Genomic DNA, 16,471 nt, shown 5'->3' with positions numbered 1-16,471 from the left:
TCCATCGGTGCCACCGTGCCGGCCGCCCCCCGAGGAGGCGGATTTCAGACGGAGCCCCCCAGATGTCGTTGGTCAAGAAGATGGATGTCGGTCGTGCGTCGGCGTCCAGCGCTGCCGCGCCGGTCGGCACGCGCGCCACCTCCACCGCCGCCGATGCCCAGCGCAAGCGGGCCCGTACCTTCGCCCGCCAGCAGAAGGTGGCGGAACGGGTGGCGTCGGCGACCACGCAGATGGCCAGCGGCATCTCCGAATCCGCCTCGGCTTCCGAACAGCTCCGCAAGTCCATGGAGCAGATCGCCGCTGGCGCGCAGCAGGCCGCCGGTGCGGCACAGCAGTCCCTGACCGCCATCACCGGGATCAACGCTGCCATCCTTGAAGCCCGCGGGCGGGCCGATGCCAGCCGCCAGAAGTCCGAGCAGCTCCAGGTCCTGCTGGCCGAGGTCGGCGCCCAGATCACTGCTTCGGTCGGCAGCATCGGTGTCAATGCCGAGCGGCAGATGACCTCTGTCACCATGATCATCGAGCTGGAGCAGCAGGCCGCCAACATCGGCGAGATCGTCAAGGCCGTCGCCCGCATCGCCGACCAGACCAACCTGCTGGCCCTGAACGCCGCCATCGAGGCGGCGCGCGCCGGCCAGCACGGCAAGGGCTTTGCTGTCGTCGCCGACGAGGTGCGGACGCTGGCCGAAACCTCCGAGAAGTCGGCGCGCGAGATCCAGGACCTGGTCGGCCAGATCCAGTCCGAGGTGAAGGTCATCGCCGACGGCATCAACCGCGGCGCCGATGCCGCCCGCTCCGAGATGGAGAAGGGCCGCACGGTCGGCGTCCAGCTCGACCAGATCCGGCAGGACATGACCGGGCTGGTCAAGGGCGCCGCGGACATCGCCAGCGCCGCCGTGGAATCGGAACGGGCGGCGCGGGAGGCGCAGAAGGGGTCCGAGAGCGTCGCCGCCGCCGCCGAGGAACAGTCGTCGGCCTGCGACGAGGCTCTGCGCACGGTCGATCAGCAGACGGCCGCCCTCAACCAGTCGCAGACCGCGTCGGGCGAGCTGCAGACCATCGCGGAGGAGCTGCGCAACTCCACCGACATCACCAAGAGCGCCGAGGAGGTGGCCTCCGCCGCCGAGGAGCTGTCCGCCGCCGTGCAGGAGATCTCCGGCGCCGCCACCCAGATCATGGCCGCCATCGAACAGATCAGCCGCGGTTCGCAGCAGGCATCGGCGGCGACGGCGCAGTCCTCCGCCGCGATCAACCAGATCGAGCGCGGCGCCCGCCTCTCCCAGGGCAATGCCGGCCAGGCGCTGGAACGCGCCCGCGGCATGGCCGAGCTGCTGGACAGCAGCCGCGCCTCGGTCGAGGGGCTGATCAAGGGCGTCGTCCAGGCGCTGGACGAGACGCGCCGGAGCAACGAGCAGATCACCGCGCTGGAGCTGGTCAGCCGGCGCATCGACAAGATCGTGGACGCCATCTCCACCGTCGCCATCCAGACCAACATGCTGGCCGTCAACGGCTCCATCGAGGCGGCGCGCGCCGGCGAGTTCGGCAAGGGCTTCGCCGTGGTCTCCACCGACATCCGCAACCTCGCCCGAGACAGCGCCGAGAACGCCGAGCGCATCAAGGACGTGGTCAAGGCGACCCAGGACCAGATCGTGGCCGTCCGCCGCGACCTGGAGTTCATCGCCCAGGCCTCCGCCTCGGAGGTGGAGAAGAACAAGGCCATCACCGTCAACATCGCCAGCGCCACCCGCGACATGGCCATCGTGGTGGAGGGCAACGACGTGATCCTGAAGGGCGCCGACGGCATCCTCGCCGCGCTGGAGGACGCCAAGCAGGGCGTGCAGCAGATCGCCGCTGCCGCCGAGGAAGCGTCGCGCGCCGCCGCCGAGGCGTCCGCCGCAGCGAAGCAGCAGGCCCGCGGCGCCGAGGAGCTGGCGGCCGCCGTGGAGGAGATCGCCAGTCTGGCGGATGAGCTGCAGAACTCGGCCGACTGACCGGGCCCGACAACGTGAGGGCTGAGCCATGAACATGACCAACGCCGCCGCCGATCCCGGTGGCGACGCCGGAACCGGCGATGCGCGGCAGTACGTGACCTTCTACGTGCAGAACGAGATGTTCGCCGTACCGCTGGCCGAGGTGCAGGAGATCATCCGGATGCCGGAGATCGTCGGCGTCCCGAAGAGCCCGCCCAGTCTGCAGGGTCTCGCCAATCTCCGTGGCACGGTGCTGTCGGTCACCAGCCTGCGCCGCATCTTCCACTTCCCCGACGTGCCGCACGACGATTCCACCCGTGTCGTCGTCATCGACCAGGGGGCGCCGGTGGGCTTCGTCGTGGACCGGATGGCGGCAGTGGTCACCGTCGATGCCGACCGGATCGAACCGGCCGAGGCGATCGGCGCCACCATCGACACCGACCTGCTGCGCGGCATGATCAAGGGTGTCGAAGGGCACGCCATGATCATGATCCTGGACCCGGCGCGCCTGCTGTCCACGGAGAAGCCGAAGGGCCGGCGCAAGGGAACCTCCCGCGTGGCCGCCGGCTCGGCCGGCAGCCGCGGGACGGAGGAGGAGCGCCTCTCGGACGAGCTGCAACTGGTCAGCTTCGAGGTCGCCGGGCAGGAGTACGCGCTGGGCATCGAGAGCGTGCAGGAGATCGTGCAGGTGCCGGACAATGTCAGCCGGATCCCCTGCACCGACGCGCATGTCCTGGGCGTCATGACCCTGCGCAACCGGCTGCTGCCGCTGGTCAGCCTGCGCGCCATGTTCAACCTGCCCGACCGGGAGATCGACGAACGCAGCAAGATCGTCGTCGTCCCGCTGGACGAGGCCAATTCGGTCGGCATCGTCATGGACACGGTGCGCGAGGTCCTGCGGGTGCGCAAGGACACGGTCGATCCGCTGCCGGGCATGCTGGGCGACGGGCAGGGGGAGATCCGGTCGATCTGCCGTCTGAACGGGGGCCGGCGTCTGGTTTCGATCCTGTCGGCCGATCAGTTGTTCCGGCACGACGCGGTCCGCTCCGCGGTCGCTGTCGCCAGCGGGAGGGAGGAGAGCATGGCCGAGGCCACGGAGGGCGGCCGTGCGGCCGCGGTGGCGGACGAGGAGGAGCAGTTCGTCGTCTTCCGTCTGGGCAACGAGGAGTACGGCGCCCCGATCGAGAGCGTGAACGAGATCGTCCGGGTGCCGGAGGTGCTGACGCGGGTGCCCAAGACCGCCGCCTTCATCGAAGGCGTGGTCAATCTGCGCGGCTCGGTGCTGCCGGTGATCGACCAGCGCCGCCGCTTCGACCTGCCGGAGCTGGAGCGCAACGACCGCCAGCGGATCATGGTGTTCACCATCAACGGCGTGCGCACCGGCTTCATCGTGGACAGCGTGCTGGAGGTGCTGAAGATCGCCCGCGGCACGATCCGGCCCACCCCGTCTCTCTCGGACGAGCAGGCCCGCCTGATCGGCCGGGTGGCCAACCTGGAATCCAGCAAGCGGATGATCCTGCTGCTGGATGTCGGGAACCTGCTCGACGCCGCCGAGATGACGGCCGTCGTCGAAGCGGTCCACTGACGGACCGCCTGCACCGGAAGCCGCCATGATCAAGCTCCTCGTCGTCGATGATTCGGCCCTGATGCGACGCCATCTGGGCCGGATCTTCCAGGAACTGCCCGACTTCCAGGTCAGCTTCGCCCGCAACGGGGCCGAGGCCCTGGCCGCCGTGCGCGACCAGCAGCCCGACGTGGTGACGCTCGACATCAACATGCCGGAGATGGACGGGCTGACCTGCCTCAGCCACATCATGACGGAAAGCCCGCGGCCGGTGGTGATGGTCTCCTCCCTCACCACCAAGGGCGCCATGGCGACGCTGGAGGCGCTGGAGCTGGGGGCCGTGGACTTCATCCCGAAGCCCGACGGCACCGTCTCGCTCAGCATCGACCGGATCGAGGCGGACCTGGTCGCCAAGGTCCGGGCGGCGGCGAAGGTGCGGATGCGCACCCGGCTCATGGCCCGGCGCGGCCGCGCCGCCGAGGAGGCGGCCCCGGCCCCGAAGCGGATGCCGGCACCCGCGGGCGGGACCGTGGCCGGGCTGGTCCTGATCGGCGTCTCCACCGGCGGGCCGGGGGCGCTGGACTGTGTCCTGCCCCCGCTGCGGGAGGATTTCCGCTGGCCGGTCCTGGTCTGCCAGCACATGCCGGCGAACTTCACGGGCGTTCTGGCCCGCCGCCTGGATGCGGCCAGCCGCGTCCGGGTGGTGGAGGTGACGGGACCGACGCCGTTGCAGCCCGGCTGTGCCTACATCGCCAAGGGTGATGCCGACATGCTCATTGCGACCCGTCCCACCGGGCTGATCGCGCTGCCCACGCCGGCCTCCTCCCGCCACCTCTGGCATCCCAGCGTGGACCGCATGGTCTTCAGCGCCATGGAGCACATGGAGCCGTCGCGCCTGATCGGGGTGCTGATGACCGGCATGGGCAACGACGGGGCGGAGGCGATGGCGGCCCTGCGCCAGAAGGGCGGCCGCACCATCGCGGAGGCGGAAGAGACCGCCGTGGTCTGGGGCATGCCGCAGGACCTGATCCGGCGCGGCGGCGCGGACATGGTCCTTCCCGTCCAGAGCGTCGCCGATCAACTCGAAAGATGGGTACGCTGACATGCCTCTCGTCAAAGGCAACACCCCGGCCGGTGCCGCAGCACCCGCCTTTCCCGACCGGGCGTCGGTCATCGCGGCGCTGGCCGGGGGCGACCCGGCCCGGCGTCGGGCCGCGGCCCACGCCGCCCATGCCTGTGCCGACGCTGTCGCGCTGATCGCCGCCGCACTGGCAGTCGAGGAAGATCCCAGCGTGGCTGAAGGCATGATCCTCGCCCTCGTCGAGATCGGCGGGGAGGATGCGGCGGCGGCGCTGGCGCCGCTGCTGCGCTCGGAGGACGCCACCCGCCGCTTCGCCGCGGCCGAGGCGCTGCGCGATGCGGGGGACGAGGCACTGCCCTTCTTCGAGGCGCTGATCCGCGACCATGATCCCCAGGTCCGCATCATGGCGGCGGAGATCGCCCGCGGTCCGCTCGGCCGCACCGCGGCGGCGACCCTGGAGGCCCTGCTGCCGGGGGAGGAGGAGATCAACGTCGCCTGTGCCTTCATCGACGTGCTGTCGGAGATCGGCACGGCGGCCACGGCGGCGGTGCTGCACGACTTCGCGGCCCGGCATCCCGGCAAGCCCTATGTGCGCTTCACGGTGGATGCCGCCCTGGCCCTGCTGCCGACCGAGTGAGGAGGGCGCGCGCATGCCGGCCCCCGGCCCCCCCGGAAAAGCCCCGAAGGCCATGCTGAAGACCGCCACCCGCCCCGGTTCGCGCTCGGCCGTGACCACGGTCAGCGACGACGAGTTCCGCAAGTTCTGCGATCTGATCTACCGCCGCACCGGCATGTCCTATGGCGAAACCAAGCGCTACTTCGTGGACCACCGGCTGCTGGAGCGCGTGGCGCAGACGGAGTCCCCCAGCGTGCAGTCCTACCTGTCGCTGCTGCGCTTCGACACGACGGGGCGGGAGCTGGAGCTGATCGTCAACGCCCTGACGGTCAACGAGACCTATTTCTGGCGGGAGGAGCACCAGTTCGCCTGCCTGACCCGCTCCATCCTGCCCGACATCCTGGCGCGCAAACGGCGGGGGGACCGGCTGCGCATCTGGTCGCTGCCCTGTTCGACGGGGGAGGAACCCTATTCCATCGCCCTCTGGCTGCTGGAGAACTGGCCGGAGGTCGATCACTGGGACGTGGAAATCCTGGCGTCGGACATCGACACCCGGGTGCTGGAGGCGGCCCGTGCCGGCATCTTCGACGCCCGGTCGGTGCAGCGCCTGTCCCATTCGGTGCTGGGTCGCTACTTCACGCGCCTGCCCGACGACCGCTGGCAGATCCTCGACGCGCTGCGCGGCTCCATCGAGTTCTCCCGCGTCAACGTCTCCGACCGCGACCAGATGGCGGGCTTCCGCGACGTGGACGTCATCTTCTGCCGCAACATGCTGATCTACTTCGACGATGTCTCGCGGCGCGAGGCAGCCGAGGCGATGTTCTCCTGCCTGACGCCGGGGGGCTATGTCTGCCTGGGCCATTCGGAGTCGATGAGCCGCATCTCCTCCCTCTTCGATGTGCGCCGCTTCGACGACGCCATCGTCTACCAGAGGCCCTTCCGATGATGGATGAGACCGCTTCCCCCTTCCGGCCCGGGGCCGGCCGGCGCCTGCTCGTCATCGACGATGCCGCCATCGTGCGCGCCTACTACCGCCAGGCGCTGGAGCCGGAGGGTTATGGTGTCGAAGAGGCGTTCAACGGCATCGAGGCGCTGGAGAAGGTGCTGACCGCCCCCTTCGATCTGGCGATCGTGGACGTGAACATGCCGAAGATGGACGGGCTGACCTTCGTGCGCAGGCTGCGCGCGACGGAGGAGGGGGCCTGCCTGCCGGTCATGATGACCAGCACGCGGGATCAGGAGGCCGATTTCGCCGCCGCCCGCGCGGCCGGGGTGAACCTCTACCTCGTCAAGCCGATCTCCACCGCCGACCTGCGCCTCTATGCCGGCATCATGACGGGGGCCGAGAACCCATGAACCCGCTTCTTGCCCAGTTCCTGGTCGAAGGCCGCGAACAGATCGCGGCGACGACCGACGGGCTGCTCGCCCTGGAACGCGATACGGCCGACGCCGATCTGCTGAACGGGGTCTTCCGCTCGGTCCACACGCTGAAAGGCTCGTCGGGCCTGTTCGACCTGCCGGCCCTGACGGCCACGCTGCACGCGGCCGAGGATCTGCTGGTCACCCTGCGCGACCGCCGGCTGACCCTGGTTCCGGCCATGATGGACCAGATCCTCGGGGCGCTGGACCTCGTGTCGGGCTGGCTGGACGCGGTCGAGGACACGGGCCGGCTGCCCGACACCGCCGCCGCCGAGGCCGCGCCGGCTGTCGCGGCCCTGCGCTCCTGGCTGGGTGGCCCCGCGACGCCGGCCGCCGCTCCCGCCGCCGCCCCGGCCGAAGCGGTGGCGCCGCCCGGCTGGCTCGCCACGGTGCCGGAGCCGGCCCTGCAGGCGGCGTTCCTGTATGGCCTGTCGCACGGAGTCCCGCTCTCCGTCCTGTGCTACCGGCCGGAGCCGCAGTGCTTCTTCAAGGGGGACGATCCCCTGGCGCTGGTGCGGCAGGTGCCCGAGGCCCTGTCGGTGGGGCTGGAGGAGCCGGAGAGCTGGCCCGACCTTGCCGACTACGATCCCTTCTCCTGCGGCATCGGCTTCCGGGTGATCTCCGGCGCGCCGCGGTCCGAACTGCTGCACCTGCTGCGCTACGTCGCCGACCAGGCGGAGGTGACGGAGGTCGAGGCCGCGGACCTGCTGCGCTTCGCCCCGCCGCCGCCCGACGACCCGCTGGTCCGCGATCTCGCCAGGGAGGCCGGGGCGCTGCTCCGCCTGGGCGACGTGACCGGCGTCCGCGAGGCGGCGCTCGCCGCCGCCGAGGCGCTGGAAGCCCGGGGCTGCGACCCCGGTCCGGTCCGCTGGCTGGCCCGGCTGTGCGACGTGCCCGGTGCGGCCGGGGAGGTGGTGGCGTCCCTGGCGGCGGTGCTGGTCACGGCGCTTGCCACCGGCACCACGCCCGATCCGGCCACGATCATGCCGGCCGCGGGGACGGATGCCGTTCCGGGGGCGCCTGCGGCGGCGGCCTTCTCCCCCGCCGTGGCCCTGCTCCTGCGCGAACAGGCGGCCATGCTGGCGCAGCCCTGCGATCTGGCCGAGCGGGCCGGCCGCATCGGGTCCGCCGCCAAGGTCGCCGCCGGCGCCCTGCGCCACGACGGCCGTTTCGAACCCGCCGGGGCGGTCGCCGCCGCCGGCCGGCAGGCCCTGGCCGCCGCCGATCCCGCGCCCCTGCGCGCCGCCCTGGAACGGCTCCTTGACGGACCGTCGTCCCCCCTGACCGCTGCCGGAACAGCCGCCGGGGCGTCGGTCGCGCCGCTGTCCGCCGGGCCGGAGAAGCCCCGCCGTCCGGAGCGCGCCGGCCCCGCCGGGGAGGAAGGGCACGATCGGGCCGCCACCGTCCTGCGGGTCGATCAGACCCGCATCGACGCCATGATGAACCTGATCGGCGAGCTGGTGGTGGCCAAGAACGGCCTGCCTTTCCTGGCCCGCCGGGCCGAGGACGTGTTCGGCTCGCGGGAGCTGGCGCGGGAGGTGAAGGAACAGTACGCGGTGATCGACCGCATCGCCCTGGACCTGCGCAACGCGATCATGCAGGTGCGGATGCTGCCGGTCTCCACGGTCTTCCAGCGCTTCCCGCGGCTGGTCCGGGACCTTTCTCGCAAGCTCGGCAAACAGGTCGAGCTGGTGATCGAGGGCGAGGACACCCAGGCCGACAAGACGGTGATCGAGAACCTGTTCGAGCCGCTGCTGCATCTCGTGCGCAACGCGCTGGACCACGGCATCGAGGCCGACCGCACGGCCGCGGGCAAGCCCGGGACGGCCACGCTGACTCTGGCCGCGCGGCAGGACAACGACCAGGTCGTGATCCGGGTCGAGGATGACGGGCGCGGCATCGACCCCGCGCTGATGCGGCGCAAGGCGGTCGAGAAGGGCCTGATCGATGCCGACGCCGCGGCGCGCATGGGCGACGACGAGGCGGTGCGGCTGATCTTCGCCGCCGGCTTCTCCACCGCCGCCGAGGTCACCGACGTGTCCGGCCGCGGCGTCGGGATGGACGCCGTGCGGACCACGGTGGAGAAATCCGGCGGCCGCATCGACGTTTCCAGCCGGGTCGGTCAGGGCACGGCCATCAGCCTCTTCCTGCCGCTCAGCATGGCGGTCACGCGGGTGATGACGGTCGGGGTGTCCGGGCGGCAGTTCGGCATCCCCATGGACCAGATCAACGAGACGGTCCGCATCCGCCGCTCCGACATCGCCTCCATCAAGGACCGCGAGGTCTTCGTCCTGCGCAACGGCATCATTCCCCTGGTCCACCTGGACCGGCTGCTGGACCTGCCGCCCCGGCCCCAGGCCGAGGAGGTGGCCGTGCTGGTCGTGCAGGTGGACGCGCAGACCGTCGGCCTCGCCATCGACGCCTTCGGCGAGAGCATGGAGGTGATCGTGCGTCCGCTGGAAGGCGTGCTGGCGGATACGCCCGACTATCTGGGAACGGCGCTGCTCGGCGACGGGCGGGTGCTGCTGGTGCTGAACCTGAAGGAGATCGTGCGATGTCGTTCATGACGGGGCCGTCGTGCGCCTTGAGGGCCACTGCGCCGTGGAGGAGGCCGAGACGCTTCTGGAGGCGATGCAGGACGAGGCGGTGACCATGCTCGACCTCGGCCGCTGCCAGGGCATGCACACGGCCGTGCTGCAGCTCGTCCGCGCCTCGGGCGTGCCCGTGGTCGCGCTGCCGGCGGATGCGCTGCTGGCCGGTCTGCTCTCCGCACCTTGACGGGAGTCCGCCCGTTTGAAGGGGGCATCCCTGTCCCGGCGGATGAAACGTCCGGCTTTCAGGGGTGTTGTTCATTCCTGAGCCCTCTCCGGAACGACGGACCGGCCGGATGCGTCTGGACATGCCTTTCCGTCTCGCCCTGTCCGGCGGACTGTTCGCCTTCGGTCTGGCCGCCCTGGCCCTGACCGGCTGGAGCCTGGGGGATACGGCCCCCGCCCGCCTGCTGGGGGGACCGGCGATGCAGCCGGTCGCCGCCGTCGGAATCATGGCCGGCGCAGCGGCGCTTCTGCTAAGGCTCTGCCGCCCGCGGGGTGCCAGGCGCGCGGCGGACCTGACGGCTGGACTGGTCGTCGCCGTCACCGCATGGACGGCGGCTGCCTACGCCTTCGACCTGCCGCTGCCGCTCGACCACCTGTTCTTCGCTGACGCCGTGGCGATGCAGACCGACACGGTCGTGTCCGGCCGGATGGCCCCCGGCACGACGCTCGGCCTGCTGCCGGTGGCCCTGGCTTTGCTGCTGGCCGGCCGCGGGCGTTTCCAGGCCTGGGTTCCCGCGCTCGCCACGGCGGGCCTGCTCGCCCCCGGACTGGCGATGATCCGCTATCTGTTCGGGCAGGACCCGCTTGAAGGCCTGGGCGTGGTCGCCGGCATGGCGGCGACCACGGCGGTGGCGCTGCTGGCGCTCGGCATGGGCACGCTGGCGCTGCTGCCGGAGCGCGGCTGGCTCGGTGCCCTGACGGGGGACGATGCGGGCGCGCGCACGGCGCGCTCGTTGCTGCCCTGGGCGATCCTGGCGCCGCTGGCCACGACCTGGGTGCTGAGCCTCGGTGTCCGGGCCGGGTTCTACAGCAACGAGTTCGGGCTCGCCCTGATCGCGTTCGCTTCCATCGCCGTGCTCTCCACGGCGATCTTCCGGCATGCGGGAGCCCTGAGCCGGACGGAGGCCCGGCTCCGGGCCGAGCGTGACCGGGCGGGGCTCTACCTGCACAGCGCCCAGGTCATCCTGCTGGTGCTGGACCGGCAGGGCCGGATCGAGACGATCAACCGGGCCGGCCGCGAGCTGCTGGGCCATCCGCCGGATGCCGACCTCGCCGGGCGGGACTGGATGGCGCTCGCGGTGCCGCCGTCGCACCGTGCCGAACTGCGGCGGCTGTTCGAGGCCAGCATCCAGAGCGACATCGACCTGCCGGAGCGGTTCGAGAACCCGGTGTGCCGTCCGGACGGCAGCGAACGGCTGATCGCCTGGCGCAACACAACCCTGCGGGACGGGGCAGGGCGGATCACCGGCGTCATCAGTTCGGGCATGGACATCACCGAACGGGTGGCGACGGGGACGGAGCTGGCCGAGCGCGAGGCGCTGCTGAGCGCCGTTCTCGATGCTCTGCCGGTCGGCGTCATCATCGCCGATGCGGAGGGCCGCATCGTGCGCGACAACGCGGCCAACCGGGAGATCTGGGGTCTTCCGCCGGAGACGGCCTCCTGGGAGGGCTACGCCGACTGGGTCGGCTGGTGGCCCCAGACGGGGGAGCGGATCAAGGCGCACGAATGGGGCATGGCGCGCGCCCTGCGCACAGGCGAGACGGTGCGGGGCGAGCTGGTGGAATGCGCCCAGTTCGGCAGCGGGCGGCGGCGCTTCTACCTGAACAACGCGGCCCCCGTCCGCAACGCCGCCGGGCAGATCGTCGCCGGCGTCGTCGTCGAGCAGGACGTGACCGAGCGCATGGTCGCCGACTCCGTGCTGCGCCGGGTGGTGGAGGGGGCACCCTTCCCGGTCATGGTGCATGCCGAGGACGGCACCGTCGTCCATGTCAGCCAGGCGTGGCTCTCCCTCACCGGCTACGAGCCGGAGGAGATCGGAACGCTGGCGGACTGGACCCGGCTTGCCCATGGCACGGAGCCGCCGGGCCCGTGCGCCGCCTTCGACGCGCTCTACGACCTGGACGGGCCGCGCGACGACGGCGACCAGGAGGTGCGCACGGCCGACGGGCGCCATCTCCTCTGGTCCTTCCGGTCGGCGCCGGTCGGAGTGGATGCCCGCGGCCGCCGGCTTGCCGTCAGCATGGCGGCCGACCTCACGGCCCGGCGCGAGGCGGAGGCGCGGCTGCGCCTGCTGATGCGCGAGGTGGACCACCGGGCGAAGAACGTGCTGGCGGTGGTCCAGGCCGTCGTCCGCCTGACCGAGGCGGCCACGCCGGAGGAGTTCGCGGCGGCGGTGGAGGGGCGGATCGGCGCCATGGCGCGCGCGCATTCCCTGCTTGCCGTCGGGGGCTGGAGCGGGGTGGATCTGGGCCGGCTGGTCGCCGACGAACTGGCCGCCTGGGAGGACGGTGACCGCATCGCCGTGACCGGAACGCCGGTGCGGCTGCGGGCGGAAGCGGCGCAGCCGGTGTCGCTGGCCCTGCACGAACTGGCCACCAACGCCGCCAAGTACGGCGCCCTGTCCGTTCCGGCCGGGCGACTCCGGCTCTCCTGGGAGGAGCGTGACGGCTGGCTCGACCTGCGTTGGCAGGAGCGCGGTGGGCCCGCGGTCCAGGGTCCGCCGACGCGCCGCGGCTTCGGCACCGATCTGCTGGACAGCACCGTCGCCGGACAGCTCGGCGGCCGGCTGGACCGCTTCTGGGACGCCGAGGGCCTGACCTGCCGCATCCGGCTGCCGGCGGACTGCTGGCTGTCCGGCGCATCGGCGGGGGTTGACGATGCCCGTCCGGGGAGCCCGCTGACGGACCCCGTGCCGGTCCCGCAGGGGCGGGCCGCCATCCTGGTGGTGGAGGATGAGCCGCTGACAGCCATGATGATCCGCCGCCATCTGGAAGGCGCCGGCTATACCGTGATCGGGCCTGCCGCCCGGGTGCCGGACGCGCTGGTCCTGGTCGGGCAGCGCCGGATCGACGCGGCGGTGCTGGACGCCCGCCTGTTCGGAGCGTTCGTCACGCCTGTCGCGGCCGTGCTGGGGGCCATGGGCGTGCCGTTCCTGCTGTGCAGCGGCTATGCCAGCCTCGCCGGGCTGCCGACGGCGCTGCGCGACGTGCCGCTGCTGCCAAAGCCCATGGAGGCGGACGCGCTGGTCCGCGCCGTGGGCGGTCTGCTGGGCCGCTCTTCCTGATCCGATCCGCCGGGCCGGGCTGCGACCGGCTGCCGCACCGCCGGGTCCGCAGGGTCTGCGGACCCGTGTCGTATCATGCCGGCGTCGTAATAAGAATGACTCGCATTATGATCCCGGTTCGGATAGATGGCAGTGCTGGCGGTATGTCCGAAGGGGGATGTGCCGGGTCGGCCCGAGGGTCGTTCCGGATACAGAAATGAGATTGCGTCGTATTCGCATATCTTTTCCCGTGCCGGATCGGTCGGTCCGGCGCAACGGGACCGTTCGGCATGCCGCTCCCCGCCGGCGCGGTGGGACATCGCAATTGGAAGGACGAAGGAAGGCGATAATGAACGCCCGGTTGACGATCTGCCGTACCGCAACGGCCATCGGTCTGGTACTGGCCGCCACCCCTTATGCAGCCTTGGCGCAGGAAACGGCGCCGGCGACGGAGAAGACCGACGGAACCGCCCTTGTGCTGCCGACCGTGAAGGTTGTCGATACCGCCGAGCAGGAGCTGAAACAGGCCCCCGGTGTCTCGCTCATCACCGCCGAGGACATCGCCAAGCGCCCGCCCGCCAACGACCTGTCCGAGGTGATCCGGCGCATGCCGGGCGTGAACCTGACCGGCAACAGCTCGTCGGGCCAGTACGGCAACAACCGCCAGATCGACCTGCGCGGCATGGGGCCGGAGAACACCCTGATCCTGATCGACGGCAAGCCCGTCGCGTCGCGCAACTCCGTCCGGTTCGGGCGCAGCGGCGAGCGCAACACCCGCGGCGACAGCAACTGGGTTCCGGCCGAGCAGGTGGAGCGGATCGAGGTGATCCGCGGCCCTGCCGCGGCGCGCTACGGCTCCGGCGCCAGCGGCGGCGTGGTGAACATCATCACCCGCCCGCCCACCGACACGCTGGCCGGCTCCGTCACGCTGTTCACCAACCAGCCGGAGAGCGGTGACGAGGGGGACAGCCGGCGAATCGGCTTCAGCCTCAGCGGGCCGCTGATGGACGCGCTCTCCTTCCGCCTGTACGGCAACTACAACAAGACCGACGGCGACGATCCCGACATCAACCGGGATGCGTCGGGCGCCGCCGCCGGGACCAATCCCCCGGCCGGCCGCGAAGGCGTGGAGAACAAGGACATCGACGGGCTGCTGCGCTGGCAGATGACGCCGGCCCAGGTGCTGGAGGCCGAAGCCGGATACTCGCGCCAGGGCAACATCTATGCCGGCGACCGCGCGCTGGGGGGGACCACCTCCCCCATCATCTCCGACCTCGCGAAGAAAGGGGCCGAGACCAATGTCATGAAGCGCACCACCGCCTCCCTGACCCACAAGGGCGACTGGGAGCGGGCAACCTCGCGGCTGATGTTCCAGTACGAGCACACCGACAACACCCGCCTCCAGGAGGGGCTGGCCGGTGGTGGTGAAGGCAACATCAACACCACGGCCAACTTCGTCACCTCGAAGCTGAAGAACTACATCGCCACCGGCGAGCTGAACATTCCGCTGACGGTGCCTGTGGACATGATGCTGACGACGGGCGTGGAATGGCGCCGGGAGGAGCTGAACGATCCCTTCTCGATGAGCCAGGCTGTCAGCTCGGGCAGCATTCCGGGCATCGACAATACGGGCCGCAGCGGCAAGGCCGATGCCGACACCTCCGCCGTCTTCGCAGAGGCGAACATCGCCGTCACCGACAGGCTGATGCTGACGCCGGGTGTGCGCTTCGACCACCACACGCAGTTCGGCGACAACTGGAGCCCGTCGCTGAATGCGTCCTATGACATCTTCGACGGGTTGCAGGTCAAGGGCGGCATCGCCCGCGCCTTCAAGGCGCCGAACCTGTACCAGTCCAATCCGAACTATCTCTACTACACCCGTGGCAACGGCTGCCCGCTGGCCTATCAGAGCCTGGGCGGCGGCTGCTACATCCAGGGCAACGACGCCCTGGATGCGGAGACCAGCCTGAACAAGGAGATCGGGCTCGTCTACAACATGGATGGCTGGGCGGCGAGCGCCACCTACTTCCACAACGACTACGAGGACCGCATCCAGGCCGGCATGGTGCCGGTCGGGCTGATCCCGTCCACGCGGGCGCGGATCTTCAAGTGGGAGAACGTGCCCAAGGCCGTCGTCGCCGGCTGGGAAGGCAACGTCCTGGTGCCGGTGCTGGAGACGCTCTCCTTCAACACGAACTTCACCTACATGACGGAGAGCAAGAACAAGGATACCGGGGAACCGCTGTCGATCATCCCGGAATACACCATCAACTCCACGCTGGACTGGCAGGCCACCGACCAGCTCACCCTGCTGCTCTCCATGACCCACTACGGCAAGCAGGAGCCGCGGCGGCTCAACTCCCTCGGCGGGGCCGCGACCGGCGCGGAACTGGACGAGCGCGGCGCCTATACCCTGTTCGGGGTCAATGCCAGCTACGAGTTCAACGACAGCTACCGGCTGGCCGCCGGCATCAGCAACCTGTTCGACCGTCGGCTGTACCGTCAGGACACCCAGTCGGCGGCCGGCGCCAACACCTACAACGAACCGGGCCGGGCCTATACGCTCAGCCTGACCGCGTCGTTCTGATCCGCCTGCCGCGGCCCCCGGTCGTCCGGCCGGGGCCGCGGTTCCTGTTCTCCCGAAGGCTTCCCTTCATGGACATCGCATCCCTTCCCGACCGGCGGAGCGTGCTGGGGGGCCTCGCCGCCCTGCTGGCCGCGGGTCCCGCCATCGCCCAGCCCGACCTCAGCCGGCCGATGGACCCGACGATCGCCGACCGGGGCTCGACCTTCTACCGTTTCGAGAGGATCGGCCTCGTCTCCCGCGACGGCGGGCGGCGCTACCGCGTCACCGTGGGCGTGCCCCGGCGTCCCGCGCCGGCGGCTGGGTATCCGGTGCTGCACATGCTGGACGGGAACGCGGCCCTGGGGGTGCTCACGGAGCCGCTGCTGGAGGACCTCGACCGTGGCGGCCCGCCCGTGCTGGTCGCCATCGGCTACGAGACCGACCGGCGCTTCGACGTGGTGGCGCGGGCCTTCGACTACACCCCGCCGACCTCGCTGTCCGGGGAGACCTGGGAGAACCGCGAGCGCGGCCGCCGGGGCGGCGGGGCCGACGCCTTCCTCGACCTGATCGAGGCGGAGATCAAGCCCCGGGTAGGCGCCCTCGCGGCCGTCGATCCGGCGCGCCAGGCCCTCTGGGGCCATTCCTATGGGGGTCTTTTCACGCTGCACTGCCTGTTCACCCGGCCCGACCGGTTCTCCACCTACATCGCCGCCAGTCCGTCGCTCTGGTGGCAGGACGGGTTCATCCTCTCCGAAGAGGCGCGCTTCACGGGCGCCCCCGCCCGCCTGCTGCTGACCCGCGGCGGGGCAGAAGGGCTCAGAAGGGAGGGGCGCAGAAGGGAGGGACCGCGTCCCGACGGGGGCGCCGATGCCGTGCGGCAGGCGCCACCACCGGGACGGGAGGGCTTCCCGGCCGACGCGCTGCCGCAGATGGCGGCGCGGCTGCGGGCCCTGCCGGACCTGTCGGTGGATGTCATCGAGTTCCCCGGCCTGTCGCATGGCGAGGCGCTCGCGGCCTCCCTGCCGCCGGCCCTGCGCTTCGCCGCCGGCTTTGCCGGAGGGGTGAAATGACGGCCCGGACGACGACGACGTCAACGCCGGCGCCGGGTCGGCGGAAGCCCGGCTTCGGGGGGCGCTCGCGCCTTGAGGTGCTGTCGCGCAGCGTGGCCGGCATCCTGGCCGGCTACGGGCTGGCCGCCGCGTCGGCGGCCTGTCTCGCCGTGCTGCTGCCGGGGGAGAAGGCGGACGCGGCCCTGGCTGCCACCATGCTCTCCTTCCTGGTCTATACGGCCGCCATCATCTGGGCCTTCGCCGCCGCCAGCCCGCGCCGGGCCTGGGTGGGCATCCTGCTGCCGGCGGCCCTGTTGCTGGCTCTTTTCCTCCTGCTGCGGTGAGG

General features: G+C 71.1%; 12 protein-coding genes. All 12 read left to right on the top strand.

The window, feature by feature from the left end; genetic code table 11:
- Window positions 1-62 precede the first annotated feature (62 nt).
- The 12 genes from RC1_RS01605 (at window position 63) to RC1_RS01550 (ending at window position 16,469) form a co-directional block, all read left to right on the top strand.
- Window positions 63-1,991 carry a methyl-accepting chemotaxis protein gene (locus RC1_RS01605; protein WP_012565582.1) on the top strand — a complete coding sequence of 643 codons (1,929 nt, stop codon included), beginning with the start codon at window positions 63-65 and terminating at the stop codon, window positions 1,989-1,991.
- Between the two features lie 28 nt (window positions 1,992-2,019).
- Window positions 2,020-3,555, top strand: coding sequence for a chemotaxis protein CheW (locus RC1_RS01600; protein ID WP_012565581.1), 1,536 nt, complete (start codon window positions 2,020-2,022; stop codon window positions 3,553-3,555).
- A gap of 25 nt (window positions 3,556-3,580) precedes the next feature.
- A complete protein-coding gene (gene cheB, locus RC1_RS01595; protein ID WP_012565580.1) occupies window positions 3,581-4,636 on the top strand; it encodes a chemotaxis-specific protein-glutamate methyltransferase CheB in 1,056 nt (351 codons plus the stop codon).
- A gap of 1 nt (window position 4,637) precedes the next feature.
- A complete protein-coding gene (locus tag RC1_RS01590) occupies window positions 4,638-5,252 on the top strand; it encodes a HEAT repeat domain-containing protein (protein ID WP_012565579.1) in 615 nt (204 codons plus the stop codon).
- 52 nt (window positions 5,253-5,304) lie between these two features.
- Window positions 5,305-6,177 (top strand): CheR family methyltransferase, encoded by an 873-nt coding sequence (locus RC1_RS01585; RefSeq protein ID WP_049766622.1) that lies wholly within the window; start codon window positions 5,305-5,307, stop codon window positions 6,175-6,177.
- Window positions 6,174-6,587, top strand: a complete 414-nt coding sequence (locus RC1_RS01580; RefSeq protein WP_012565577.1) for a response regulator — start codon at window positions 6,174-6,176, stop codon at window positions 6,585-6,587. Before RC1_RS01585 ends, RC1_RS01580 begins: the two co-directional genes overlap by 4 nt.
- Window positions 6,584-9,217, top strand: a complete 2,634-nt coding sequence (locus RC1_RS01575; RefSeq protein WP_012565576.1) for a chemotaxis protein CheA — start codon at window positions 6,584-6,586, stop codon at window positions 9,215-9,217. Before RC1_RS01580 ends, RC1_RS01575 begins: the two co-directional genes overlap by 4 nt.
- A 10-nt stretch (window positions 9,218-9,227) precedes the next feature.
- Window positions 9,228-9,428, top strand: a complete 201-nt coding sequence (locus RC1_RS01570) for a hypothetical protein (RefSeq protein ID WP_041785073.1) — start codon at window positions 9,228-9,230, stop codon at window positions 9,426-9,428.
- A gap of 121 nt (window positions 9,429-9,549) precedes the next feature.
- Window positions 9,550-12,531 (top strand): PAS domain S-box protein, encoded by a 2,982-nt coding sequence (locus RC1_RS19785; RefSeq protein ID WP_148213353.1) that lies wholly within the window; start codon window positions 9,550-9,552, stop codon window positions 12,529-12,531.
- Window positions 12,532-12,859: 328 nt separating this feature from the next.
- Window positions 12,860-15,097 (top strand): TonB-dependent siderophore receptor, encoded by a 2,238-nt coding sequence (locus tag RC1_RS01560; protein ID WP_012565572.1) that lies wholly within the window; start codon window positions 12,860-12,862, stop codon window positions 15,095-15,097.
- 68 nt (window positions 15,098-15,165) lie between these two features.
- Entirely contained in the window at window positions 15,166-16,146 is a 981-nt protein-coding gene (locus tag RC1_RS01555; protein ID WP_012565571.1) for an alpha/beta hydrolase, read from the top strand.
- Window positions 16,143-16,469 (top strand): DUF3649 domain-containing protein, encoded by a 327-nt coding sequence (locus RC1_RS01550; protein ID WP_012565570.1) that lies wholly within the window; start codon window positions 16,143-16,145, stop codon window positions 16,467-16,469. The genes RC1_RS01555 and RC1_RS01550 overlap by 4 nt, the downstream gene beginning before the upstream one ends.
- Window positions 16,470-16,471: the final 2 nt, after the last annotated feature.

Origin of the sequence: Rhodospirillum centenum SW, from assembly GCF_000016185.1 — a bacterium.
Taxonomy (GTDB): domain Bacteria; phylum Pseudomonadota; class Alphaproteobacteria; order Azospirillales; family Azospirillaceae; genus Rhodocista; species Rhodocista centena.
The sequence above is the reverse complement of the archived record's forward strand: the minus strand, read 5'-3'. Positions and strand labels throughout refer to the sequence as shown.